Here is a 22,948-nt window from a genome sequence, read left to right as displayed (position 1 = left end):
GGCGGTGTGGGTGCTGGCATTGCAATTGTTGTTGTAATCATTTTGCTCCTCATTGCGATGGGGATTGTATTCTAAGCCCCTTTATCTTTTAAATAATAATAATGGATATTAGAGGAGGATAAAAGTATGTACGGATATGGTGGATACGGCGGCGCATGTTGTCCGGTTACTCCTGTTGCACCACCTGCTTATGGAGTAGGTGTGGGGATCATTGCCATCGCTATTTTAATTCTGATTGCCTTGGGAGTTATCTTCTAAGAGTATTTAAAGGACAGGGCTTCCTATCATTAGGAAGCCTATTGTTGTTTTGATCATCCGTAGGGAGGTGAAGTGAGAATGTCAATTAGAGGACTTAATTTATTTAATAACCCCAATAGTCAAAATATCATGCAAAATCTGGGGCAGAACCCCTTTCCTTTAAGAGGTCTCCAGCGTTTCATGCAAAAAAGGGGAATGAATTACCCGAGTTTTCCTCAAGGAGGTAATTTTCAGCCTTCAAATTTCCAGGGACCGTTTTTTCAGCGTCCTAATTCTCAAGGGGAGGCAGGAAATCTATTAAATACCCTAGATGTTCAGGCGCCGTCCGAGAAAAGTGGAGGAATAAAAGCATTTCTGAGTAAGCTGGGTTGGAAAAGAAATAAGTAGAATGCTAAGATGATAAGTTTTTATACTAACAAGGTACAAAGTCTGTTCGCCTAGGTAAACAGACTTTGTACTTTGTTTTAAATTGAGAATTAGTGAGGGCATAGCTGACATACCATATTATTCCAGCATATATTAGGATGAATAAAACAATAAGGGGTTGTTAGAAGTGGAAACTAACAACAAAAATAATTCGCTATTTAATATAAAGGAATACTGCTTCTCTTTTCTTCATTATCCAAAATATAACCCATACTCTGGGAATGACATTTCTGCCACCAAAACTGACACCCCTGCAATTCAAAGGGAAAAAGTATGGGATAAAAATTACCCTTATAGAATACAGGACGCTTCGGAAAGATCTTCTCAAAACATGCTGCTGCTTACGCCTGCAATCTTTGGAGGGCTTGGAGCATTTATGGTAAGCTCCCTTTTAAGACAGCGTAAGCCGAGAGAAAATTACAAAAATAAGGTTAACGAAGAAGTATCTGTACAAACTTTGGAGACGTCTAGGGGGTTCTATAAGCTAGAGTTGTTTCTTAATATTTTATCGATTATTGCTCTTGCAGGCTGCACAGCTTATGTTTACGAAGAAATAAAAGGAGACGGAGGAATAAGAAGGTTTGCTGCTGTTGTACCGACAGTAGTAATCATCATTTTCCTATTTGCATCTGAACATTACCTTCTCTATACAGTTTGCCCGGGATGTTATGAAGGAGTTGCGGGTAATTCGGCAATAGGAGATTTTCTGAATTTAGCTGCCTTAAGTGCTGGGGCGATCTCAGTCGGAGAAAGTTACGGTATAACAGCAAAAACGACAGGAGGAAAGGTTCTTTTAGCAGAAGAGAGCCTCTTTAATCTTTTCGTTTTAGCGCTCTTGATAAGTTTCGTTGTGTAGTCTAGATACTAGTTAAATATTTTTTAAATTAGTTAAATTTTGAAGCTTTTATAATGAAAAGAGGATTATTAACGATTTCAGAGAAATATAGAATATAATAGAAAAATTTTTAGGGTTAGGAACTTGAGCAGAATAGGATGTGCACAATGGGATGATCAAGATGAATGAACATTATCTACTTCGGGGGTGCCAGGACGAATTCTTAGAAAACCAAGTCTACTTGAATTTTTCCCATCTCAAAATCTTATCAATGATTCTGCTCTTTTTAGATTTCTTCTTTCTATTTACCGATTATAGTAATTACAGAGGCGGTCTATGGTACGTTACTCCTGGCTATATATTGCTATTCTATGCTCATGTTATTTTTGGGGTTGGGATGATTTTTATTGTGACCTTATATTGGCGCTCCGTCCTTCAATCCGTGGAGGATGTAAGAACGGTACATAAATATTACGAGATATTCTTTGCGGTATTTTGCCTATTTTCTTGCGCATTTGTCACTGGATGGGTGGATCAGAAAATCCATGGACAACTTACAGTATATATTATAGGGTGTTTTCTAGTAGCTGTTTTTTTTAATTTAAAACCTAGGGTCAGTTTTAGTATTTGCCTAATTTCTTACATAATTGTAATGATTGGGATTGTAAAAAATCAATCCGACACTTTAGTATTAAAAGGACATTTTCTTAATACGTTAGTGCTAATTTTCGTCTCTTGGTTTTTATCTCTAACCCTTTACAAATCAAGAGTTCAAGATTTTTTGCACAAGAACCGCCTTGAACTTTTAGTAAAAGAACGGACAAAGGAATTAGAGGGAATTAACAAACAGCTTATTAAAGAAGTAGATGAGCGTAAAGAAATTGAAGAAAAAATATTCCGCTTAGCCTCAATTGTAGAGTCCTCGGATGATGGTATTATTGGTATGACATTAGAGGGGATAATAATTGATTGGAACAGAGCAGCCGAAGGAATTTATGGATACTCAGAAGCAGAAATTCTGGGTTTGCCGGTGAGCAGGCTGCTTCCTCCAGATAAAGAATTGGAGTTAAAAGAGATTCTACGGACTGTTTCTACAGGCAAATCAATCTCGCACTATGAAACAACCCGTCTGAGAAAAGATGGAAGGATCATTGATGTCTACCTGACAGTGTCTACAATTAAAAACCATAATGGACAGATTATTGGGGCATCAACTATTGTTAGAGATGTCACAGCTCAAAAGAAGATAGAAAGAGAAATGGCCCGGATGGATCAGATGAACTTGGTCGGTGAAATGGCCGCAAGTATTGGTCACGAAGTGAGAAACCCAATGACAACTGTTAGGGGATTTCTGCAATTATTGGGAGAGAAAGATAATTTTACCAAGTATGTCGATTTTATTCCGCTCATGATCAGTGAACTTGACCGCGCAAATCAGATTATTTCGGAATTCCTTTCCATAAGCCGTACTAAAGTGACTGAGGTTGCTAGTCATAATCTAAACGATATTATTAATAGCATCCTTCCGCTCATTCAAGTGGATGTTATTAATAGTGAAAAACGTTTAATTACGGAACTCGGCGATGTTCCGGATTTAGTTCTTAATGATAAAGAAATTCGCCAATTAATCCTTAATTTGTCAAAAAATGGTCTTGAAGCAATGCCTAAAGGTGGATGTCTTACGATAAAAACAAATAGTTTTTCACAGGGCGTGATTTTAAGTATTCAGGATGAAGGGTCGGGTATCGAACCGGGAATTTTGAATCGGTTAGGTACACCTTTTCTTACAACTAAAAAAACAGGAACAGGATTAGGTTTGGCAGTCTGTTATGGAATTGCAGCACGCCATAAGGCAGAGATCATTGTCGAATCGAGTCCAAGAGGGTCAACATTCTCGGTAAAATTCGCTAGCCTTAATATGTGATTCTTAAGCGTAATTGAATGAATCAATAAAAACTTGAGCAATTGTTGGGTCGAATTGGGAGCCTTTACCCTTTGCTAATTCTTCTAATGCATAGTCAATAGTTCTACTCGGCCGATAGGAACGTTGAGATGTTATAGCGTCGATAGCATCAGCAATCGTAATAATTCGAGCTAAAAAAGGAATTTCTTCGCCTCTTAAACCATCAGGATAGCCTGTGCCGTCAAAACGCTCATGGTGATGACGAATAATGGGTAAAAAATCTTTAGCAAAACTAAGAGTAGAACAAATATTTTCGCCCATTTCAGGATGGGAGCGCATAATTTCCCATTCATAATTGTTTAATTTTCCCGGTTTATTTAAAATTGCATCAGGTATTCCGATCTTGCCGATATCATGTAATTGAGCGGCCCGCCATACGGTTTGTTGTTCATTGATGGAAAGTTCAAGGATTTGTGCTAGTTGGAGGGCATAGTTTGCTACTCTCTCGGAATGTCCTCTGGTATATGTGTCCTTTGATTCAAGAGCGGAGGCTAGGGTAAAGATAACATTTTGTGATTCATCTAAGGCTTGGAGAGATTCCTTTAAACGATAATTAATCTCGATTAGCTCATTATTATATTCTTCGACTTCTCTATTTTTTTGTTCTATGGTTTTTTGATTAATAAAGTCCTGGATTTTCATATTGTATAGAGTATAAGATAAGAACCAGACAAAAACGATCAGCAGTATACCATTAAGATAATTTCCTTTAAGAACGTCCAAATTCGATTGCAGCAATGTTATCCCAACCATAAATACGATCCAGGAAACAGCATAAATTGTTATACTCATTATTGGTTTCATGTAATTGTTAACTGCAATGATAATAGATCCAAGGATAAAGGCAGTGATTTGACTGTGCAGCAACTGATCATTAATCGATATACAAGAGCTGGTAAATATGATAAAACAAGAAAAAAGAGTACCCAAAAATGCGTGCCAGCGGGTTATCTTTTGATCTTCTGACTTAAGCCTGTGCACCCATGATAAAATAAGAAATACAAGAGAAAAAACCCCTAATATTACATGAAAGCAAAATAAGACCATATACCCGGAAATAACATCTATGTGCCATAGACCTTCCTTATAATTTAAGAGGTCGGAAAGAAAAAAGAAAATATTTAGGAAGAAAAGCACAAGGGCAAGATTTCGAGAGCGAAAGAAATTGGATCGTACTATTTCTTCGTAAAATTCATCTTTATATTTTTCTGGATGTTTTCTCAAAGGAGAAGTCATTGGCTAAAAGCCACCTTTCGATTGAATAACGCAATATAATTCGACATAATTATACATCTTTCCTTCATGGATATATGTAATATTTATTAGATTAGCTCTAAACTCCTTTAATAAGTTCATTATTATTCTCCATTAGACTTGATTACAAGAAAAGTTTATAGATTGAGCATCTATCAAGGAGGATGAAGGATGACTAAACCAATATTATACCCACTGACATTCCCCCAACAATCTATTTGGGACATTGAAACTTTTTATTCAGATACTTCCTATGCTAATTTAATGGGTGGAGTAATAATTGAAGAAAATATCAATGATAGATTGATGGAAAAAGCTGTTAATATAATTATCCAAAGACATGAAGCAATACGCTTAAGATTATTCTTGGTTGATGGCGGACCTCGTCAATATGTATCTCAATATAAGGATTATAAACTGGAAATACTGGACTTCAATTACTCAGATGGACTAAATAAGTTTAACTTTTGGGAAGAAAGACAAACAAAAAAGCCATTTGAGCTTTTTGATAATGATTTATTTTATTTTGCCTTAATCAAATTAAACGATTCCAGAAATGCCTTATATGTCAAATTTCATCATTTAATTTCAGATTTGTGGAGCCATCTGATGATTATAGGGGAAATCTTAAAAACCTATAGGGAGTTAGTTAATGGTAAATCTTTAGCAGTGCAGCTCCAACCGTCATATGTAAGTTATATCATAGAGGATATGAAGTATCGTACTTCTCCTAAATTTCAAGAGCGAAAAATGTTTTGGCAAAAGGTATTTCAAACAATCCCTGAGTTGACGATTTTAAATAACAGCTCTTTATGGAAAAGAAATAGGCAAGCTAAAAGAAAGACTATAGTCATGTCTCCTGAAGTTTGTCAAAAGATTAATGTCTTTTCGGCAAACTATCGATTTTCAAGTTTTGTTATATTCTTCTCTGTTTATGCTTTATACCTTTCCAAAATAACTCATAAACAAGATATCGTAATCGGTACTCCAGTACTAAACAGGGCCAATTACCAACAGCGAAATACAGCCGGAATGTTTATCAGCAATATTCCCTTTCGAATAACCATTGATTATCAATGGGATTACTTAACTTATCTAAATGAGATAAATAAACTATGGAAGATTTATTTAAAAAATCAGCGTTATCCCTATAAAGAAATATTGAAAGATATGAGGACAAGGCACGGTTATTCAGAGAAGTTAATAGACGTTGTATTTTCATATCATAATTCGAAGTTAGATATACAAGACATGGATGTAAAAACTTTCTGGTGTTTTAATGGACATGAAATTAACACTTTGTCTCTTAGTATCAGTGACTGGCAGGATGAGGGCACTTTAATGTTTAATTATGATTATTTGTTCGCAGCTTTCAATGATGCCGAAATAGAGCAAATTCATCATTACATAGTTAAACTCTTAATTACAGCTATTGCAGACCCAGCTAAACCATTGGCAGAAATCTCTTTGTTAACTGGCGAAGAAAAACAAATACTCAATAATAAACATAATAATACAGATTTAGATTATCCAAAAGAAAAAACAATACACCAGATTTTCGAAGAACAGGTGGATAAAACCCCCAATCAAATCGCTATAATTGTTAATAATAAGAAGTTTACATACCAACAACTTAATAAAAAAGCAAATCAGCTTGCCGCGGTATTGAGGAGAAAAGGGGTTACCTCGAATAGTATTGTGAGTATAATGTTAAAACGTTCACCTGAATTAATAGTAGGTATTTTTGCTGTACTCAAAGCGGGTGGAGCATATATCCCTATTGATCCGCAATATCCGATGGCTCGAATTGAGGAGGTTTTACGAGACAGTAATACAAGTATGTTGCTGACAAACCCATCAAATAAGAAAGAAAAAGCCTTAATTGAAAGATTAGCAGAAACAATTAGTTTAGAGACTATTGATTTAAATGATTCTTCACTTTATAATGGATCTTCTTCAAATTTATTGAACACTACTAAGCCGGATGATTTGGCTTATGTTATTTACACTTCAGGATCGACCGGCGCTCCTAAGGGAGTTATGATTGAGCATAGATCAGTTAATAATCTTATACATGCCCTATGGAAAATCTTCTGCTTTTCAGAACCAAAGGCCATGGTCTCTTTGACTACTGTGGCGTTCGATATTTTTGTAATGGAAACTCTTGTGCCTCTAGCTTATGGATTATGTGTTGTTATAGCAAATGAAGAAGAACAAAAAATACCGACCCTATTGTTTGATCTAATCAAAAAGTATGACATTAAGATGCTGCAGGCTACACCTTCAAAAGTTCAGTCCCTAATTAATGACCCTAAGTCCAGAGAAGGGCTGTCTGCGTTAATGAATATTTTTATAGGTGGAGAAACTCTAAAAGAAACGGTATTAAAAAGATTACAAAAAATCGTCCCGAACTCAAGAATCTTTAATATGTATGGCCCCACTGAAACGACAGTCTGGGCTATGTATAAAGAGGTAACAAAGGATGAGCGTATAACCATTGGACGACCTATGGCAAATACTCAAATATATATCCTTGATAATGAGAAGGAGCCAGTACCAAAAGGAGTAACTGGGGAGATCTTCATCGGGGGAGACGGAGTAGCACGAGGATATCTCTATCGTCCTGATCTTACTGAGGAACGATTTATACCCAATCCTTTTCAGCAAGGTAAAATGTATAAAACCGGTGATTTAGGACGATGGACAGACGAAGGAGAGATAGAATACTTAGGGCGGAATGATGATCAAGTAAAAGTTAGAGGTTTTCGGATTGAGTTAGGGGAAATTGAGAAATGTTTACTAAAGCATGAATTGTTGCAAGAAGCCGTTGTCGTTACTCATGAGGATGGGAGAAATAAGAATTATTTATGTGCTTATTTGGTTGGTGATCGAACCTGTTCATCATTAGATATTAGAGCTTTTTTGGAGCAGCGGTTACCTGACTATATGATCCCTGCTAAATTCATTTGGCTGGATGCCATTCCCCTCACGCCAAACTGCAAAGTAGATAAGAAAGCTCTTCCCGATCCAACAACAATAGGAGGTTTAGAAGACACTATTTACATGCCGCCTAGAAATGAAATCGATGAAGAATTGGCTGCGTTATGGGCCAAAGCTTTAGATGTTGACCGTGTAGGTATTGATGATAATTTTTTTCTACTGGGAGGAGATTCCTTAGCCATAATAGAGGTGCTTACCGGTATTTGGTTTCGAAAATGGAGTTTAAATGCTCAGGATTTCTATGATTATCCCACGGTTCGTCAGCTTTCTGATAAAGTTAGAGGGGTAATAAAGAAACAGAGAAACATTGAGCCGGCAGAAGAATACCCTCTTCCGGATTCTTACTTCAACAATCAGTATGTGCAAAACGCTTTGCCTGCTTTCAGTGGAAATGTACTCTTAATCGGAGCAACAGGCTTCTTAGGGATACATTTGCTTTGGGAACTCATTAACAATACGACAGGATCAATATACTGCCTGGTTCGCGGAGAGAACGCTGAGAGACGGCTTAGAAGTCTATATAAACATTACTTCCCTGCATCAACTGAATTGGAGAATAACCGAATTAACATTGTCAATGGAGATCTGTCAAAAAAGCTATTGGGGATGCCGGCTGATGACTATCACAACCTGGGAAAAAATGTTTCCAGTGTAATAAATGCAGCAGGATTAGTCAAACATTACGGTGATTACCAAGATTTTATGGATGTAAATGTGCAGGGGACCCAGGAGGTCATAGAGTTCTGCCTAACCTTCGGAAAACCGTTAAATCATATTTCAACAATTAGTATTGCTGGAAATCAATTAGAGGATGCTCATAAGTCCAGGTGTTTTAGTGAAAACGAACTATACATCGGCCAAAATTATCGTGACAATCTGTATATACGCAGTAAATTTGAGGCGGAAGTTGGCGTACTCAAAGGCAGAGAGTTAGGGCTTATGGCGACTATTTTCAGGGTAGGGATATTGACGGGGAGATATTCTGATGGATGGTTTCAGGAGAATATAAATGAAAATGCTTTTTATCAAAAGCTTAAATCTCTGTTGACAATTAGGGCAATTCCTGAGGAGAGAATGTCCGGAGAATTGGAATTTACCCCGGTGGATTTCTGTGCCAGAGGGATTCTCAACATCATTAGGACGAATAATCGGGCTGGCCGGATATTTCATATGTTGAACCATAAGACAATTAAAACTAATAAACTTATTCAAATCCTTAATTCATTAGGGATTAAGATCGAATCCGTGGATATAAAAAGATTTTACCAATTAATAGAGAGCTCTATGTACAGTTTACAGTCAGATTCCCTCAGAGGGTTAGTTTTAGATCTTGGCGAAGAACCCCTAAATCAGTTATCAGCCAAAATTCAAATCCAAAGTAATATTACTCAAGCTTTTTTAGCTGAAACGGGGTTTGAATGGCCTGATATTAATGAAGACTACTTAAGAAAACTATTGGAGCATATGATAGGGGTAGGATTTTTGCAACAAATCATTTGACCATAACTGACCTTTGTACTAAAATAAAGTTAATCGGCAAGAATATAATAGTCGTGAAAGTATCCTAAATAAAAGTGAATAGGGGGAATTGTGAAAATGGGTTATCTCGTTCCGATGGTAGTAGAACAGACGAATCGTGGGGAGCGCTCTTACGATATTTACTCTCGTCTTTTAAAAGATCGCATTATTTTTCTTGGTGGCGCAATTGATGATGATGTTGCTAATCTCGTTGTAGCACAAATGCTTTTCCTTGAGGCTGAAGATCCTGAAAAAGATATTAATCTCTATATTAACAGTCCAGGGGGTTCGATTACGGCTGGAATGGCTATTTATGACACCATGCAATACATTCGTTCGGATGTCCGGACAATCTGTATCGGAATGGCAGCCAGTATGGGGGCCTTTCTTCTGGCAAGTGGTGCCAAGGGTAAAAGAGCTGCTTTACCTAACGCCGAGGTATTAATTCATCAGCCCTTAATTGGCGGTCATGGCCTCTCCGGACAAGCGACAGAGATTGAAATCCATGCTAAACAGTTACTTAGAACCAGAGATAAAATGAACAGAATTCTTGCTGAGAGAACCGGTCAACCTTTGGAAAAGATAGAAAAAGATACGGATCGGGATTACTATATGACAGCGGGTGAAGCAAAGGAATACGGTATTATCGATCAAGTATATGAAAAACTTGAAACTCTCAGTGAGAATAAGTAATTTATCTGAAACAAAACGCAAGGACGATTTTCATCGTTCTTGCGTTTTGCAGCATACAAGCTCTTTTTATTTATGAAAATTGCCTAAACATTGAAGGGCAGTTTGTCTAAGAAATCATGTAAAATTTCGAATCCTAAACCGGCCAGGAACCATTCCGGGGCCATTCGAAGTGTTATGTAACCATGAATATTTAACGAATCTCCATAACGCCAAGGGCAGCTTCCCAGTACTGACGCTAAAATCGCGCCGCTAAAATACTCTATTGTCCAGATTAACGCTAAATAAATGAAGCCTCTAATCCACCAGGGGTTTGGGCGCAAGAGGTTATGTAAAGGCTCTAGAAATACCGATAATCCATAGATTGGTATCATGACCAAAAACGTAAATCCATGCATGCTTAAATCCCCATGAAGCAGTGAAGCTAAACCTGTATAAATGACCTCTACAAGGAGGCCAATTGTTCCGTAAAAAATAAAGCGTTTTAGTGTTTTCATAGAATTAGTATGGTTTGATAAAGTACAGTGCATTCTTAAAACACTAGGTATGTATTGGAAAAATTGGTTGTATTACGTCATAATATGTATAATATTACATATCTTTCAGAGGCAGGAGGTAATTAATATCTGCCTGTCGAAATCTCCTTTTAAAGAATGTGCACAACAATAATTGTATTAAAAGGAGAGGCGTAGGATGCGTAGAATTCGTAAAGCAGTGATACCAGCGGCTGGACTGGGAACTCGTTTCTTGCCGGCAACAAAGGCTCAACCGAAAGAAATGCTGCCTATAGTGGATAAGCCCACTATTCAATACATTGTTGAAGAGGCTATTCAATCTGGCATAGAAGATATTATTATTGTTACTGGCCGTAATAAACGGGCCATTGAAGACCATTTCGACCGGTCCATGGAGCTTGAAAGCTTTCTGGAGAAAAATTCCAAAGATGAACTTTTGGATTTAGTTCAGGATATTGCCCAACTGGCTGATATATATTATGTGCGTCAAAAAGAAGCCTTAGGATTAGGGCACGCAATTTATAGTGCTCGAAAATTTATTGGGAATGAGCCTTTTGCAGTCCTATTGGGGGACGATGTTATTTATTCGAAAGTGCCCGCTTTACGACAAATGATAAACCACTACCAGCGCTATGGCGCCAGTATGGTGGGAGTTCAGGAGGTTCCTTTGGAGGATACGATTAAATATGGAATTGTCGATGGGGAAAAGTTTGCGGATAGACTCTATCGTGCCAAAAATATGGTGGAAAAACCTCGTTCAGAGGATGCCCCTGAAACTCGCTTGGCGATCATGGGCCGATACATCTTGAATCCGGAAATTTTTGGCATACTGGAAGATTTGCCGGAAGGCAGAGGCGGGGAGATACAGCTTACGGATGGAATTAAGGAACTGGGACGGTATCAAGAAATTTTGGCTTATGAATTTGAGGGCCGCCGATATGATGTTGGGGATAAGCTTGGCTTTGTAGAGGCAACCATTGACTATGCATTGCGGAGAGACGATCTTTCAGCAGAACTCATTGATTACTTGCGGGATATTGTTCGATGTGCAGACGAGAATAGAGGATAAAGAAAAATACGCTTTGAACCGGTTTGAAAAACGGATTCAAGGCGTATTTTATTAGAGAAAGACTTTTTAATGATTATGGTAAATTCTCTTCGCGATCTTCTTTTTATTAATTCCGTAAGAAAAAACGTATAATAAAATTCCAAATTATTCTAGACAATGCTGCTTGATTATCGCGAAATTTATGGACTGCAAGAAGGCTCTTGGCAACTTATGAGAGTTGAAAACGGAAAATGAACCAGGTTTTACAGGGAAAACGACACTCTTCTCTCCCAATAATTGGTAAAATGCACTCGTAGCATATAAAGATAAAAGGAGGGAAGAGTCTAATGATACCAATAGACAAAAAGAGGATAGTAACCTTAGCAGGAACTCTAGTTCTTGCAGGTGCTGTTGTAGCAGCAGGGGTATATGGCCCGAGTGTTTGGAAAGTTTTTCGGCAACAAAGTGCTGTTACGGACCAGATCGTTCTCCAAACCCCAGCCGTTGATAGCAATAACAGCACTGACGGCAGTAACGGCTCAATGTTGCCGGATGGGACTGCTCCACCTACAGCACAGGGAGCTGCTGAAACATCAATTACAGCCCCCACTACTGTTGAGGCACCTCCACAAAGTGAGTCGGTACCTAAGAATAAGTATAGGGAGCCAGATACTAAGCTGATAGACTTGGCGCCGTCTGTCGCTTCGTATTTTGGCGAAAATGCATTAAGTAATGATGCTAAAACTTTAATCTTCGGTACTGCGTGGAATATCCATCAATATGTAGACGGTTATCTGTATGGGCCGGCGGCCGGTCCCCAAATGAATGAAGAAGACATCAAAAAGTATATTGTCTTCCATAAAACCTTACTGGACAAGCAGTATAAAAACGAAGCAAATATTTCAAAAGCAGCAACCTTAACAGGTTATCTGGATATTCTTTTGAACAGTGGAATAGATTCCTTTGATTCAAAAGATAAAACTCGGATCGAACAGTTCCATCAGGGAATTCATGATCTTGACACACATCTCATGCGCAATGACCCCAGTTCGAAAGTCTATGGGGCAACGCCATTTGCAACCAAACGGTAATAATTTTAGGCTTTAATCTATGTGAGGAATATAGGAATGAAATACAGCTAAAATGTAGCAAGGTTTTCGAAAATAATCGCGTTAAATTATGACCCTGGTGTAAATGGCTCTTGAATTGGCTTGAGGTATTAGGATTGTTTAAATAAGTGCTGTTTATTAAATAGTGCGGCGAGATTTATATATATTTGCTTCTCAAGTTTTAAAAAAATAATTGTGGGGGGGATATTAGCAAAGAAGAAAGAAGTGTATTGAGGTAGTCCCTCCAATTAAAAATTGAATAGGCAGCAAAACCGTCTAAGGTGACCTTGTTATTGCAAGGTTTGAAAACTGGTTTTGATTTGCTAAAAAACTTAATAACTTAGAATATAACAAGGCCGTCTAAAGGGACAGGCCTTGTGTTTTTATTTTTGTTATATGTCTAACATCTCTTTCCTTTGGTCAAGATATAAATAAATAATCAATTGAAGGAGATTTTGGTCTTTATGCGTAAGTTAAATTATTTATTTGGAGCCCTAGCCTTAGGTGTTGGCGTTCTGGTAGGGACTGTGGGTGTGTCTTTAATGACAAATTCGAGTTCTCCGGTTTCATTTATCTCTAAATTGCGTGGCCAAGATAAGATACAAACTGTGTCCGGAACGGTTAGCGGTCCCCTGGCAACACCGCCAAGTACGGAACCTCCCCAAGTTGGGCTGGATGACTCTGGTACGGAAGATGAAAAGCTGGCGCAACAAGTTATTGCCGATTACAAGCAGGATATTGGCATATTTTTTGGGGCATGGAAATCCACAGATATGGAAACCTTTCGTCAAAGGCTGGCGAAAGCCTATACCGGTGATTTGTTTGAAAAGCATGCACATCGAGCAGAGGAGTATTTGGTGCAGGGAATAGGACTTGAGGTCAGCAAAATCGTCTTTGACCAAGTTGATGTGGAAAGTGTTTCGGAAAATGCTGCTACTTTGAGAGTAGATTATCGCTATACAGCGAGGGATTATAATCTAACGGATAGGACTGCAGTCGGTGAGGAACATGAACAGATTGTTCAGGCTCGTGTCAATCTCGTCAAACAAAATTCCCGCTGGCTGATTACTGGCGAGAGTACAATACAATAATTCTGAAAGGGCTGCCATTAAAAGCAGCTCTTTTTTTACTCCCTGAAAAAGACCCTAAGACATGCAGAAGAATCCTTAGACCCGAAAGGCAGGGCAGCTTCGTCCACAGGAGCAAACCCATTGCATGGAGAGGCGGTTAAAGCCCACAAGCGGCTGCGGGGAGTGCGGAGCCATGGTTAACAACAGGTACTACCCTGAGGTTTGGCGTAGCTCCCGCAGCCACGAGTGGGCGAGCCTCGGAATGCTGCGGTGAGCGGATGTGGCGAAGCTGCCCGACCCGAGGGACACATCAACCAGTTTTCTAATGCATGAAGAGAGGGTATGTGATAAACTATTGTCAGTTCATAAGCAAGAGGATTTTGTAGTATTGTTGAATTCGAAAGAGAGGCTTGATAACCGTCGAAGGATCAATTATAGAGCGGGTTGAATGGGCTGATGTCTTAAAAGGCTTAGGAATCTTGGCGGTTGTATGGGGACATTCGGGAAGCAAAAATGCCTTTTATATGTTTTGGTTCCACATGCCTTTGTTTTTCTTCATCAGTGGATATTTATATCGATATAAGCCACTGCAGAATGAAGTGGAGTATGTTAAGAAAAAAGTGTGCCACTTGCTGATCCCCTATGGGTTTTATTTGATGTTATTAGCATTGATGATGTTTAGTGTCAGCCTATGGAAAGGTCAATCACCCATTGATTTCTGGAGCTCGAATTGGAAAGCTTTTTTGTTGGGTGGGAGTCTCTTAGAAGGGGTTTATGCTACCTTTTGGTTTACAACCTGTTTATTTTTTACACAAATTTTCTATGATCTCATACTTCGAAACATATCTTCTCAATTCTTGAGAGGGCTTATTATTTTGGTTTGCTTTTTAGCAGCCTGTTGGGAATCTCGTTATTGGATGGATAGTTTTGTCCCTTGGAATATGGATGTTGGCTTATATGGGATAGTGTTTTACGCCCTGGGGCATTATTTTAGAGAGAAGGGACTCTTGGAACAGCCAACTGCTCAAAACTTAATCGTTGGAGTGTCCTTTTTAATCTCTATAGCATTTATATACCTCTACTCTCAGCAGATCGTTGATTATGGCTTAGATATGAAACATCGCCAATACTATTATTGGGGTTGGAATTTAATACTTCCCTTAGTTTTTACATTGGTATTAGTTAAGATAAGTTTAATAGTGACAAAATGGAAAGCTGTTAAAGCTTTTTTGACTCTTTTAGGCAGAGCAGCTATGGTGATTATGTACTTGCACCTGCCCTCGGTTTATGTAGTGGGTCATTTTATGGCTATCACACCTTTTCGTTTTTTTATCATAGGTATTGTGTGTCCCCTTTTATTTTATCAGGTCGTTGGGAATATCCCCTATGGAAGTTTCTTAGCCCTTGGGGAACCCCTCAAAAAGAAATATAACTCAAGAGCTATTGATATTAGCGGCTATTAAAAACAAAACAGGAAAGAAGGTTTTTGAGGAAGGAACGTACTAAACATGATTCAAAAAATGGCACATCCAGCTAACACCGGCAGGATCGAAGAAATTAATTATCTCCGGGGATTTGGAGTTTTAGCAGTCATTGCCATCCATACAACAGGCTATTTTACAAAAGTAGAGTCATTAAATACTTTGGTTTTGGTGAATTTATGGACAGATGTCTTTTCACAATTTGCAGTTCCTTTATTTGTTTTTATCTCGGGGTTCGTTTTAGCAAAGAATTATCCTAAAGACTTTCCTTGGAGCGGTTTTTACAGAAAACGAATGCGTTCAATCATACCCCAGTATTTACTGTTTTCTATGCTCTATACAGTCTATAACAATTGGATGGCCATAAAAAATAATTCCTTTTTTGCCAATCTGGCATTAGTCTTAAAAAATATCTGGCATGCTGATGCGTCTTATCACTTATGGTACTTCGCCATCATTATCCAGCTCTATATTCTTTATCCTTTGATCATAAAGGTCTATTCTTTCTTTAAACTAAAAAATAGAGCTGAATGGCTGGTTGTCCTATTATTAATCATGCAAACTTCTTTTATGGTTGGCATTCATACCTCATTCTTGCCGGGCATTAAGCTTAATTGTATTGGTTTCCTTTTTTACTTTGGTTTAGGAATTTATGTGCTGGACAATTTTTCTTCCTTAAGTAAGGCTTATATACGGCAAACTCCTATGCTATTGGCAATGTCGTTAGCTTTAACCGTGGGAGCTAGTTTTGCAATTATTATCGGCTTAAAGATTGGTTATGATTACAACTCAATTCCTGCTTATTTTTTTATCGGGCCTGAGTTAATCTATCCTATTTTCAGAGTTATCACCTTTCTGGTGCTGTATAATGCTGCAAGAAGCCTTCTTAAGAAGCGGAGGAGTATTTTAGCGAAGGTTACTAATAAAATTGGAGATTATTCCTTTGGAATATACTTAATCCATATCTTTTTTAACCAATGGATTATAAAGTTACTTAACAACTATCAGATTGATTATAACGATTGGATTTTTTACCCAACAGTATTTGCTGTAACGTTTGTTCTTAGTTATTTAAGCATAAGGCTGATTAGTTTTATTCCCTTCAGCTATTATTTAATAGGAACTCAGAGTAGAAAAAGAAAGTAAAAAATAGAGTTTTCTCGATAAGTGTTCGCAGTTGTAAAAGCATGTAAGTTGTAGTAAACTTTAGAGCGATAAACTTGATAAACTTAAGATCGGTCCTATCCAAGAAAGGGTTGAGCTGCGTTGTTATTTCGGAAACGTACGTTGATTTTAATGCTGATTGATGCTATGTTGATCAACTTGGCAGCTTTCGGCAGTTTTTATTTGCGCTTCGAAGAGGGTATACCCTTAGATTATTATCAGACCTATTATCAAACGGCCATCGGCGGGACTATTTTATATCTGGCAGTCTTTTATGTATTCGGGCTTTATAATCGTCTCTGGCAGTACGCAAGTACAGGGGAGTTACTTTCGATTATTTATGCTGTATCCGTTGGAACAGGCGGAACGGTTGCTGCAGTTTATTTTTATGGGTTATCCAATGCAGCCAATCTTCCTTATATTAGGATGCCTCATACTGCAGCCATCATTCTTTGGCTGGCCATGGTCTTTTTAATCGGCGGTTCCCGGTTTATTTGGCGAATTTTACAGGAGAATACCTATGACCGTCATGTACCTGGTTCGCAAAAACAAGTACTTATTGTCGGTGCCGGCGATGCAGGGGTATTGGCAGCACGGGAACTGAAAAACAGAAATTATCGAGACGGACGTCCAGTGGGTTTTATTGATGACAATCATTCCAAGCAAAATCTGCACTTACTGGGAATCCCGGTTTTAGGTACGCGCAAAGATATTGCGCGTATTGTTAAAGGACATAACATTAATGAAGTCATCATTGCCATGCCGTCTGCTTCAGGAGAATCTGTCCGGGAAATAGTACAGATTTGTGAAAAATCCGGAGTTCAGCTAAAGATAATGCCGGGCGTCTATGATATTATTAGCGGAGATATTAATGTAACTCCTATACGTGAGGTTCAGGTAGAAGATTTACTGGGACGGGACCCGGTTTCCGTTGATCTTGAGGAAGTCGCGGGCTATGTTGCCGGGGAGACGGTGTTGGTCACCGGAGCCGGCGGCTCCATAGGTTCGGAAATCTGCCGCCAGATTGCCCGCTTTAATCCTGGGAAACTGGTCTTGCTGGGCCATGGTGAAAACAGTATTTTCGATATTGAACAAGAGCTCCGTGGGGAGCACCCGGGAATAGACTACATCACTGAAATTTTAGATATTAAAGATCGTGAGAAGGTCTTCTTAATTTTTAACAGGTATAAGCCGGGCGTCGTCTTTCATGCTGCGGCACACAAACATGTACCTCTTATGGAACGAAATCCGGAAGAGGCTTTAAAAAACAATGTTGTTGGTACGCAAAATCTTGCCGAAGCCGCGGATGAAGTAAAAGTGAAGACGTTTGTTGCCATTTCGACAGATAAGGCTGTCAATCCCACCAGTGTCATGGGGGCAACGAAACGGACAGCAGAAATGCTCATTCAAAGCTTGGATCTACGCTCACAAACGAAGTTTGTAGCTGTTCGCTTTGGTAATGTTTTAGGGAGCCGGGGCAGTGTGATTCCAACCTTTAAACGGCAGATTGCTCAAGGCGGCCCGGTTACCGTCACTCATCCGGATATGGTGCGCTATTTCATGACTATTCCCGAAGCTTCCCAGTTAGTCATTCAAGCGGGGGCTATGGGCAATGGAGGGGAAATCTTCATCTTAGACATGGGCAAACCCGTCAAGATTGTTGATTTAGCTAAAGACTTAATTAGGCTTTCAGGCTTCGAACCTGATGTCGATATTAAGATACAATTCACAGGGATCAGGCCTGGAGAAAAGCTTTTCGAAGAATTGCTGACTGCGGAAGAGGGGGTTACCTCAACCAAACACAGCAGAATCTTTGTCGCCAAGCCCAATGGTATTGACGTCAAGCTCCTTGAAGAGCTGACCCATGTTGTCCGAGAACGCGGCAGCTTTTTGACAAGAGATGAAGTCATTGAATTGTTGCAGACAGTTATTCCGGCCTTCCGAACGAAGACGGCCAAGGCAGTAGTTAACCAATAAGGAGGATTAATTGAAAGATGCTTACAGTCCAGAAGGTAATAACCGATGAAGATAGCATTGCTAAAAATCTTAAAGACAAAATAGAAAAACATGAAGCAAAAATCGGAGTCATCGGTTTAGGGTATGTGGGGCTCCCTTTAGCTGTGGAAAAAGGGAAAGTTGGTTTCTCTGTCATAGGGTTTGACATCAACCCAGTACGCGTCGGCCGTGTCAACGAAGCAGATAATTATATCGGAGATGTCAAAGATGAAGATCTGAAAGAGATTGTCCGGAAGGGCTTATTAACGGCAACCACAAACTTCTCCCGCTTGTCGGAATGTGATGTGGTCATTATTTGTGTGCCCACCCCTTTGACAATAACCCGTGATCCTGATATTTCCTACATTCAGTCATCGACGGAAGAGATTGCTAAGTATCTGCGCCCCGGGCAGATTATTACTTTAGAAAGTACGACTTACCCCGGTACTACGGAACAAGTAATCCTTCCTTTATTGGAAAAAACCGGGCTCAAAGTGGGCAGGGATTTCTTTTTGGCCTTTTCGCCGGAACGGGTAGACCCGGGCAACAAACGCTTTACGACGAAGAATACCTCCAAAGTAGTAGGCGGAATGACGCCCGTCTGCTTAGAGATTGCTTATTCCCTTTACACTCAGACCATATCCAATGTGGTTCCCGTATCTTCGCCGGCTGCAGCTGAGCTGACAAAGGTCTTTGAAAATACCTATCGTGCCGTTAACATTGCTATGGTTAACGAATTGATGATGCTCTGTGACCGCATGGGAATCGATATTTGGGAAGTTGTCGAAGCCGCGGGTACAAAACCCTTTGGAATTCATACTTTTTATCCCGGCCCCGGAGTGGGAGGACATTGTATTCCTATTGATCCTTTCTATCTCACATGGAAGGCCCGGGAATATGACTTTCACACCCGCTTCATTGAACTTGCCGGAGAAATCAATGTCGAGGTATCTTATTATGTCATCAATAAAATAACCCGAGCCTTAAATGATGTTAATAAAAGTTTAAAAGATGCTAATATCTTTGTTTTGGGGGTAGCCTATAAAAAAGACATTGATGATATGCGCGAATCCCCAGCTATTAAAATCATTGAACTTTTGCGTAAGCAAGGGGCTAACATTACTTATCATGATCCACATATTCCCGTTGTTGAGCCCCACGGGGGATGCACACTTCATCTTGAGAGCGTGCCCTTTACAGATGAGGCCTTAATTGCAGCGGATTGTGTTTTAATCTTAACGGATCATAGCTCCATAGATTATGAAAGAGTTGCAGAACAGGCTAAGCTTGTTGTGGATACTCGTAATGCCACCAAAAATGTCATTCATAACCGGGAAAAAATCGCTAAAATCTAACTTAGGGGTTAAGGCGATTATACATCTAAGCCCAATTTAAGGGGAATCGGCTGATTCCCCTTAAACCTGTATAATCTGCAAAGTGATGGGCAGTTAAGTGTCGGTTGCAAGCGGTATTACTTTGAAGGATAAACTAAGAAAGAGTGGTTGATTAAGATGAACGGAGAAACTAAAATTCGCTTTGCTATTATTGGCTGTGGTCGTATTGCACCCAAACATGCAGAATCCATTGTCGCCCTTACGGAGGCAGATTTAGTGGCAGTATGTGATATCGTACCGGAATTGGCCCAGGCTTTTGCAGATAAATATGGAGCAGAACCCTATACAGATTATAAGGAAATGCTGAAAAGACAGGATATTGATGTTGTTACCATCGCCACCCCCAGCGGCATTCACGCAGAAATAGGTATAGCAGCGGCTGAAGCAGGCAAGCATGTCTTAGTAGAAAAGCCCATGGCCATGACCTTGAAAACCGCGGATGCTTTGATTGCAGCCTGCCGCCAAGCAGGGGTGAAATTAGGAGTTATTCATCAAAACCGTTTTAATGAGTCAATAAAACTGATGAGAAAGGCTTTGGAAGACGGCCGTTTTGGCAAGCTGACCCATGGGCAAGCTACTGTTCGCTGGAATCGTAATGACAACTATTACAAGCAGGCTCCTTGGCGCGGGACAAAGCTCCAGGATGGCGGGGTGCTTATGAACCAGTCCATACACAATATCGACCTTTTGCAATGGACCTTTGGACCTGTCGAGTCAGTTTTTGGATACACAGAGACCTTTATGCGCAAAATTGAAATGGAAGATATGGGAGCAGCTGTCATTAAGTTTAAAAGCGGTGCCATTGGCATTATTGAGGCAGCCTCAACCATTTATCCTACCAATATTGAAGAGACCATCAATGTATTTGGTGAGACCGGATCTGTTATTGTCGGAGGAATTGCAGTTAATCGTGTTGAGGTTTGGGAGTTCCCGGACAGTGTTGAAGAAAAAGCTCAGATCTTCGCCAGCCAGGCAGGGGATCCGCCCAATGTCTATGGCTATGGGCATCGTGAAATCATCTCTGATATGATTCAAGCGATTCGGGAAGACAGAGAAACCGCTATTCCCGGGGAAGAAGGACGCAAAGCATTAGAAATTATTCTGGCGATCTATAAGTGCCAGGAAACAAAAGAACCGGTTGTATTCCCGTTACAGGAAAGTTAAGTTGTAAATCAGAATCCTCTCAGGTATTGGGAAGGAGTGAAATAATGACTAATAATCTAATCGCACCTAGTGCTACAATACCCATAACAGCAACTATTGGACCCTTTTGTGTTATTGGTGAAAATGTTGTCCTTGGAGAAAATGTTATATTAGGAGTTGGCTGTGTCCTTGGCGATGGAGCACGGGTTGGAGACGGAAGTGAGCTCGGCAGCTACGTAAGTGTTGGTCAAGGAGCAGAAATAGGTTCCGGGACTCGCATAGGGGATCATACCACAATTTATCCTCAAACAATTCTGGGTGAGGATGGGTTTATCGGCAGCAATTCCTCTATTGGCCGATTACCCAAAGCTTCTGCAACCAGTACGGTAAAAAATCAGGCCAACCTGCCGCCTCTGCGCATGGGAAGCGGCTTCACCATTGGATGCTCTGCTGTTCTTTATGCTGGGACAACCTACGCAGATAAGGCCTTTATTGGAGATGGAGCTGTTGTTCGTGAAAGATGTTCAATTGGTCAAAACGTAGTGATCGGCAGTGGCGTTGTCGTAGAAAATGACACTAAGATAGGTGAATATACCAAGATACAGACCGGATCCTATATTACCGCTTATATGGAAATTGAAGAACGTGTGTTTATAGCGCCCATGGTTACAACCACCAATGACAATTACATGGGACGCACCGAAAAGCGTTTTGAGGCAATCAAAGGGGCAACCATCCAGAGAGGGGCCCGTGTGGGCGGAGGCTCGATTCTTCTGCCCGGTGTAAAAGTAGCGCCTGAAACATTTGTAGCAGCAGGGGCACTGGTCACAAAAGATACTGTGGAAAAACAAGTTGTTAAAGGGTTCCCGGCAAAAAGTATTCGAGACGTTCCGGAAGAGGAACTGCTATGATTTGCGCAGACAAGAGAACCGTCCCCCTGTCTAAAGCGTGTTAAATTTTAAAGAGAAAGGGAAGATTATAATGGGCATTCCTCTTTTAGATTTGAAGGCTCAGTATTTGACTATAAAAGATGAAATAGACCAAGCTATTTTTGATGTGCTTGATTCCTCAGTCTATATTTTAGGCCCCCAGATGAAAGCCTTGGAAAAAGAAATTGCCGTTTATTGCGGTACCGAAGAGGCTGTAGCAGTCGGCAACGGCACAGATGCTTTAGTCCTGACACTTAAGGCTTTTGGAATCGGCCCTGGGGATGAAGTGATCACCACACCCTTTACTTTCTTTGCATCGGCTGAAACAATTGCTCAGGTAGGGGCTACCCCCGTATTTGTGGATATTGATCCCGTAACCTTGAACATGGATCTTAATGAGTTAGAAAAGAAAATAACCCCTCAGACAAAAGCGATTATTCCTGTACATATTTTTGGTCAGATGGTAGATGTTGAAAGGGTCATGGAAATTGCGGCACGCCATGACCTAAAGGTTATTGAAGATGCTGCTCAAGCCATTGGCGCAGAGTACCGGGGCAAAAAGGCCGGCTCCATCGGACATGCTGCTGCCTTCAGCTTTTTCCCGACTAAAAATTTAGGGGCTTATGGAGATGCCGGGATGATCGTCACAAATGACAAAGACCTGGCCTCTCAACTTAGAATGCTGCGCTTCCACGGCTGTCAGACAAAGTATTATCATGAAAAAATCGGCTATAACAGCCGGCTTGACGAGATGCAAGCAGCTATTCTGCGGGTTAAGCTCAAATATCTCGACCAATGGAATGAAGGACGCCGGGAAAAGGCTAAAATCTATGATCAGCTCCTTGCCGGTACGAAGATTCAGCTCCCGGGCCGAGACCCCTTGGCAACGCCAATCTATCATTTATATGTACTTCGCACAGAAGAACGGAACGCTTTGATGGAGAAACTGAAAGCAGGCGGTGTGGCCAATGCTATCTATTATCCCGTACCCCTTCATTTGCAAAGAGCATTTCGTTCCCTCGGCTATAAAGCAGGTGACTTCCCTGTAGCAGAAAAGGCCTGTGAACAAGCTCTGGCCATACCTTGTTATCCGGAATTAGGCATCGAACAGCAACATGAGATCGCAGCCTTAATTAAAGGCTAGACAGACAGACAA

General features: G+C 40.0%; 18 protein-coding genes. 16 read left to right on the top strand and 2 right to left on the bottom strand.

Annotation, left to right across the window (positions count from 1 at the left end; all coding sequences use genetic code 11):
- Positions 1-126 precede the first annotated feature (126 nt).
- From DESOR_RS30775 to DESOR_RS25745, 4 genes are all read left to right on the top strand, one after another.
- On the top strand, positions 127-258 hold the full coding sequence (locus DESOR_RS30775; protein ID WP_014187533.1) for a hypothetical protein: 132 nt from the start codon (positions 127-129) through the stop codon (positions 256-258).
- A 78-nt stretch (positions 259-336) separates the two neighbouring features.
- Positions 337-645: a hypothetical protein gene (locus DESOR_RS25755; RefSeq protein WP_014187532.1), complete on the top strand. Its 309-nt coding sequence runs from the start codon at positions 337-339 to the stop codon at positions 643-645.
- Between the two features lie 166 nt (positions 646-811).
- A complete protein-coding gene (locus DESOR_RS25750; protein ID WP_042331687.1) occupies positions 812-1,540 on the top strand; it encodes a hypothetical protein in 729 nt (242 codons plus the stop codon).
- Positions 1,541-1,760: 220 nt separating this feature from the next.
- Complete coding sequence (locus tag DESOR_RS25745) at positions 1,761-3,443, top strand: two-component system sensor histidine kinase NtrB (protein WP_242832410.1); 1,683 nt, start codon at positions 1,761-1,763, stop codon at positions 3,441-3,443.
- Positions 3,444-3,446: 3 nt separating this feature from the next.
- Here DESOR_RS25745 and DESOR_RS27600 read toward each other — a convergent pair whose 3' ends face one another.
- A complete protein-coding gene (locus DESOR_RS27600; protein ID WP_014187529.1) occupies positions 3,447-4,718 on the bottom strand; it encodes an HD-GYP domain-containing protein in 1,272 nt (423 codons plus the stop codon).
- Positions 4,719-4,907: 189 nt separating this feature from the next.
- On the opposite strand from DESOR_RS27600, the gene DESOR_RS25735 reads away from it, so the two are divergent.
- Together DESOR_RS25735 and clpP are read left to right on the top strand one after the other, a co-directional pair.
- Positions 4,908-9,236, top strand: a complete 4,329-nt coding sequence (locus DESOR_RS25735; RefSeq protein WP_014187527.1) for a non-ribosomal peptide synthetase family protein — start codon at positions 4,908-4,910, stop codon at positions 9,234-9,236.
- Positions 9,237-9,332: 96 nt separating this feature from the next.
- Positions 9,333-9,947, top strand: a complete 615-nt coding sequence (gene clpP, locus DESOR_RS25730) for an ATP-dependent Clp endopeptidase proteolytic subunit ClpP (protein WP_014187526.1) — start codon at positions 9,333-9,335, stop codon at positions 9,945-9,947.
- Positions 9,948-10,030: 83 nt separating this feature from the next.
- Here clpP and DESOR_RS25725 read toward each other — a convergent pair whose 3' ends face one another.
- The gene (locus DESOR_RS25725) at positions 10,031-10,441 is read right to left on the bottom strand and encodes a putative ABC transporter permease (protein ID WP_014187525.1); all 411 of its coding nucleotides are present in this window, start codon (positions 10,439-10,441) and stop codon (positions 10,031-10,033) included.
- A gap of 196 nt (positions 10,442-10,637) precedes the next feature.
- Between DESOR_RS25725 and galU the strand changes: the two genes are divergently transcribed.
- The 10 genes from galU (at position 10,638) to DESOR_RS25675 (ending at position 22,936) form a co-directional block, all read left to right on the top strand.
- Positions 10,638-11,528, top strand: coding sequence for a UTP--glucose-1-phosphate uridylyltransferase GalU (gene galU / locus DESOR_RS25720; RefSeq protein ID WP_014187524.1), 891 nt, complete (start codon positions 10,638-10,640; stop codon positions 11,526-11,528).
- Positions 11,529-11,854: 326 nt separating this feature from the next.
- Positions 11,855-12,598, top strand: a complete 744-nt coding sequence (locus DESOR_RS25715; RefSeq protein ID WP_014187523.1) for a hypothetical protein — start codon at positions 11,855-11,857, stop codon at positions 12,596-12,598.
- A gap of 482 nt (positions 12,599-13,080) precedes the next feature.
- Positions 13,081-13,707: a hypothetical protein gene (locus DESOR_RS25710; RefSeq protein ID WP_014187522.1), complete on the top strand. Its 627-nt coding sequence runs from the start codon at positions 13,081-13,083 to the stop codon at positions 13,705-13,707.
- Positions 13,708-14,096: 389 nt separating this feature from the next.
- Complete coding sequence (locus DESOR_RS25705; protein ID WP_014187521.1) at positions 14,097-15,149, top strand: acyltransferase family protein; 1,053 nt, start codon at positions 14,097-14,099, stop codon at positions 15,147-15,149.
- 45 nt (positions 15,150-15,194) lie between these two features.
- On the top strand, positions 15,195-16,313 hold the full coding sequence (locus DESOR_RS25700; RefSeq protein WP_014187520.1) for an acyltransferase: 1,119 nt from the start codon (positions 15,195-15,197) through the stop codon (positions 16,311-16,313).
- A 120-nt stretch (positions 16,314-16,433) separates the two neighbouring features.
- Positions 16,434-18,308, top strand: coding sequence for a polysaccharide biosynthesis protein (locus DESOR_RS25695; RefSeq protein ID WP_014187519.1), 1,875 nt, complete (start codon positions 16,434-16,436; stop codon positions 18,306-18,308).
- A 17-nt stretch (positions 18,309-18,325) separates the two neighbouring features.
- The gene (locus DESOR_RS25690) at positions 18,326-19,681 is read left to right on the top strand and encodes a nucleotide sugar dehydrogenase (protein ID WP_014187518.1); all 1,356 of its coding nucleotides are present in this window, start codon (positions 18,326-18,328) and stop codon (positions 19,679-19,681) included.
- Positions 19,682-19,837: 156 nt separating this feature from the next.
- Positions 19,838-20,884, top strand: coding sequence for a Gfo/Idh/MocA family protein (locus DESOR_RS25685; RefSeq protein ID WP_014187517.1), 1,047 nt, complete (start codon positions 19,838-19,840; stop codon positions 20,882-20,884).
- Positions 20,885-20,928: 44 nt separating this feature from the next.
- Positions 20,929-21,774, top strand: coding sequence for an N-acetyltransferase (locus DESOR_RS25680; protein WP_014187516.1), 846 nt, complete (start codon positions 20,929-20,931; stop codon positions 21,772-21,774).
- A 70-nt stretch (positions 21,775-21,844) separates the two neighbouring features.
- Positions 21,845-22,936, top strand: a complete 1,092-nt coding sequence (locus DESOR_RS25675) for a DegT/DnrJ/EryC1/StrS family aminotransferase (RefSeq protein WP_014187515.1) — start codon at positions 21,845-21,847, stop codon at positions 22,934-22,936.
- Positions 22,937-22,948 lie beyond the last annotated feature (12 nt).

Source organism: Desulfosporosinus orientis DSM 765 (assembly GCF_000235605.1).
GTDB lineage: Bacteria > Bacillota > Desulfitobacteriia > Desulfitobacteriales > Desulfitobacteriaceae > Desulfosporosinus > Desulfosporosinus orientis.
The sequence above is the reverse complement of the archived record's forward strand: the minus strand, read 5'-3'. Positions and strand labels throughout refer to the sequence as shown.

Excerpts from the sequence above, each read along its gene's own strand:
- DESOR_RS30775 (WP_014187533.1), top strand. The coding sequence starts at position 127 with ATGTACGGATATGGTGGATACGGCGGCGCATGTTGTCCGGTTACTCCT.
- DESOR_RS25755 (WP_014187532.1), top strand. The coding sequence starts at position 337 with ATGTCAATTAGAGGACTTAATTTATTTAATAACCCCAATAGTCAAAAT.
- DESOR_RS27600 (WP_014187529.1), bottom strand. The coding sequence starts at position 4,718 with ATGACTTCTCCTTTGAGAAAACATCCAGAAAAATATAAAGATGAATTT.
- DESOR_RS25735 (WP_014187527.1), top strand. The coding sequence starts at position 4,908 with ATGACTAAACCAATATTATACCCACTGACATTCCCCCAACAATCTATT.
- clpP (WP_014187526.1), top strand. The coding sequence starts at position 9,333 with ATGGGTTATCTCGTTCCGATGGTAGTAGAACAGACGAATCGTGGGGAG.
- DESOR_RS25725 (WP_014187525.1), bottom strand. The coding sequence starts at position 10,441 with ATGAAAACACTAAAACGCTTTATTTTTTACGGAACAATTGGCCTCCTT.
- galU (WP_014187524.1), top strand. The coding sequence starts at position 10,638 with ATGCGTAGAATTCGTAAAGCAGTGATACCAGCGGCTGGACTGGGAACT.
- DESOR_RS25715 (WP_014187523.1), top strand. The coding sequence starts at position 11,855 with ATGATACCAATAGACAAAAAGAGGATAGTAACCTTAGCAGGAACTCTA.
- DESOR_RS25710 (WP_014187522.1), top strand. The coding sequence starts at position 13,081 with ATGCGTAAGTTAAATTATTTATTTGGAGCCCTAGCCTTAGGTGTTGGC.
- DESOR_RS25700 (WP_014187520.1), top strand. The coding sequence starts at position 15,195 with ATGATTCAAAAAATGGCACATCCAGCTAACACCGGCAGGATCGAAGAA.
- DESOR_RS25690 (WP_014187518.1), top strand. The coding sequence starts at position 18,326 with ATGCTTACAGTCCAGAAGGTAATAACCGATGAAGATAGCATTGCTAAA.
- DESOR_RS25685 (WP_014187517.1), top strand. The coding sequence starts at position 19,838 with ATGAACGGAGAAACTAAAATTCGCTTTGCTATTATTGGCTGTGGTCGT.
- DESOR_RS25680 (WP_014187516.1), top strand. The coding sequence starts at position 20,929 with ATGACTAATAATCTAATCGCACCTAGTGCTACAATACCCATAACAGCA.
- DESOR_RS25675 (WP_014187515.1), top strand. The coding sequence starts at position 21,845 with ATGGGCATTCCTCTTTTAGATTTGAAGGCTCAGTATTTGACTATAAAA.